The 2,943-nt window shown below is 74.8% G+C and carries 2 protein-coding genes; both read left to right on the top strand.

The genetic code is table 11. The features are described 5' to 3' along the window. Nucleotides 1-1,659, top strand: a 1,659-nt coding sequence (locus ACFHW0_RS31550) for a condensation domain-containing protein (RefSeq protein ID WP_416613274.1), incomplete at its 5' end; no start/stop codon positions are given. A gap of 106 nt (nt 1,660-1,765) precedes the next feature. After that, the coding region (locus ACFHW0_RS31545; RefSeq protein ID WP_416613273.1) for an AMP-binding protein at nt 1,766-2,943 on the top strand (1,178 nt) is incomplete at its 3' end.

The following is a 2,943-nucleotide window of genomic DNA, read 5'->3' as shown; positions in this document are numbered from 1 at the left end:
CCCGCCGTGATCATGGTCCTCGACCGGTTCCCCGTCGGCGGCACCGGAAAGATCGACAGACGGGCGCTACCCGCACCCGACGCGCAACGCCCCGACCTCGACGTGCCGTACACCGAGCCGGCCACCGACTCCGAACGCCTCGTCGCGGGGGTGTTCGCGACGGTGCTCGGGCTGGACCGGGTCGGCGCGCGCGACGGCTTCTTCCACCTGGGCGGCACGTCCCTGCAGTCGGCGGCGGTGGCGGCGGGCATCGACGAGGCGGCCGACGTCGTCGTGCCCGTCTCGCAGATCCACCGCACCCCCACACCGCAGGGCCTGGCCCAGTGGCTCACCACCGCGCCCCGACGCCCTCAGGCCGAACCGGAGGCGCCCGCCACCGGTCGCCCCGGCCCGTCGAAGCCCGTCCCGCTGACCCTGTCGGTCGCCAAGTGCGTCTGGCTCCCCTTCGAACTGGTCTGCCCGACCACCTGGTGGATCGAGGGTGAGCTGGACCTGCGGGCGCTGATGGCGGCGCTCGGCGACGTGCACCGCCGGCACGAGGCCCTGCACGCCCGCTACCGCCGCGTCGAACCGCCGGTCGCGCTCGTCCCGCCGAACCCGGGCATGCCGCAGCTGCGACTGCTCACCGACGCCACCAGCGAGCAGGAAGCCCTCGACCAGCTCGCCGAGGCCGTGCAGCAGCCACTCGACTACACCCAGGGCCGCAACTGGCGGGCCGCCCTGATCCGGGAGAAGTCCACCGGGCGGGTCCTGTTCGGCGTGGGCATCCACCACATCGCCTTCGACGGCTGGTCCCACGCACTGCTCGTGCGGGACCTCAGCCACGCCTACGCCGCCCGGCTGTCGGGCGCGGCCCCCGTGTGGGCGCGGCCGGCGCCGACGCTGCGCCAGTCGTACGAGGAGTACACCCGGCTGCGCGACGCCGCCGACCTCGACGCGCAGCGGACCTACTGGCGCGAACAACTGCGCGGGCTGCCCCGCCAGGGCCGGGGCGCACCTCAGGCGCCCCTGGAGCAGGCGCTGGCCTGGGGCCCCAAGGCCGGACACATCGTCACCGTTCCCGGCGAGGTCATGCGGCGCTGGGACCGGGCCGCCCGGGAACGCCGGTTCAGCCGCTCCAGCTACTTCGTCGCCGCGTACGCCTCCGCGCTGCGCGCCATCCACCAGCAGGACGACATCGGCCTGCTGATGATCGTGGCCAGGCGCGGCAGCCGCATCCTCGACTCCGCCTTCACCACCCGGATCAACTCGAACTGCGTCCGGGTCCGGTTCCGGCCGGAGACGGACCTGCTCCGGCACGTCCAGCAGACCGTCGACGAGCTGATGGCCGCCCAGGACATCCCCTTCTCGGAGACCGCCGCCGACCCGGCCGTCGGCCTGCCCGGCGAGGTGGTCGCCAGCATCCCCGGCTTCGCCTACCAGGACAACGTGGTCCTTCCGCTGGAACTGCCCGGCTGCCGGACCGAGGAGGTCGTCGAGCCGTACGCGCGGGAGGTGATGAGCGGGCTGACGGTCGAGGCGATCCCCCGGGACACCGACGCCCTGCTGCGCATCACCATCCGCACCGACCTGATCCCGTTCACCCTCGCCGAGGAGCTGGGCGCGCACATGCTGCGCTTCCTCGAGACGGGGCCCGCCCCGGCCGCCGCCACCGGCTGAACCCGCACCCGTACTCCTCACGCCGTGGGCGCGCCCACCGGTTCCCGGATTTCGTGACCCGGCCGTACCCCCTGCGGGTGGCGCGGTCCTGATCGGAGGTTGACCCATGTCCGTCGGGTTCGTCGGTGGTCGGGCCCCGACCACGGGTGTCGCCGGGCCCGGTGCCGACCACGAGGCCCTCGACCTGATGGGTGACCTGCGGCGGCCGCTGGTGTGGCCGGCCCGGGCGGCGTCGCAACTGCGGACGCTGGAACTGCCCGGCCCGGCCGGCCCGGGGCCGGCCGGGCTGGTGGTGCTGGCGGGCCTCGTCGGGGTGCTGGCCCGGCACACCGGTCAGGAGGAGGTGGCGCTCGGCCTGCCCTCGGGTGGATCGGTGCTGCGGGTCGGGGTGGCGGACGATCCGGCGTTCGGTGAGCTGGTGGGCCGGGTGGCTGCGGCGTGGACCGCGCCGGTGGCGGGCGCCGGCGTGGTGGGTCCGGTGGCGGTGGCCCTGGTCGACGGCCCGGTGGCCGCCGTGGGCCCCGAGACGGTGGGCGTCGACCTGGTGGTGAGCGTGGCCTCGGACGGGTCCGGGCTGCGGGTGGACCACGCGGCGGAGGGCTTCTCCGTGGACTGGGTGCGGGGCCTGCTGGACCAGACGGCCACGCTGGTGTCGGCCGGCGTGCGGGAACCCGGGACCCCGTTGTCCGGGCTGCCGTTGTTGGGCACGGCCGAGCGGGAGCGGCTGCTCGCGTGGGGCCGGGGCCCGGTCCGCCCGGTGCCGGACGAGCCGCTGCACGAACTGGTGTTGCGGTGGGCACGCCGGACGCCGGACGCGGTCGCGGGCGTCGCCGACGGCGAGGTTGTCACGTACGCGGAGCTGGCACGCCGATCGGAGCTGCTGGCCCGCTACCTGCGCTCGGCCGGTGTCGGCGTCGGGGACGTGGTGTCACTGGCGCTGGACCGCAGCATGCGGACCCTCGTCGCCACCCTGGCGGTGCTGCGGGCCGGGGCGGCGTACACGCCGATGGACGTGTCGTGGCCGGCGGAGCGGATGCGGATGCTCCTGGCTGACCACGGCGCACGGGTCGTGCTCACCGTCGGCGAGGTCGCCGCACGCATCCCCCGGCCGGACGGCGTACGGGTGGTCGCCCTGGACGACGACTGGCCCGCCGTGGAGGCGGCCGAGGCGATCGAGCTGCCGGTGGTGGACGCCTCCCGGCCGGCGTTCGTGATCTACACGTCCGGTTCCACAGGCACGCCGAAGGGCGTCGTGCTGACCCACGACAACCTGACGAACTTCCT

The organism is Micromonospora sp. LOL_025 (assembly GCF_048060285.1).
Classification (GTDB): Bacteria; Actinomycetota; Actinomycetes; order Mycobacteriales; family Micromonosporaceae; genus Micromonospora.
This window is presented reverse-complemented; position numbering and strand designations above follow the sequence as displayed.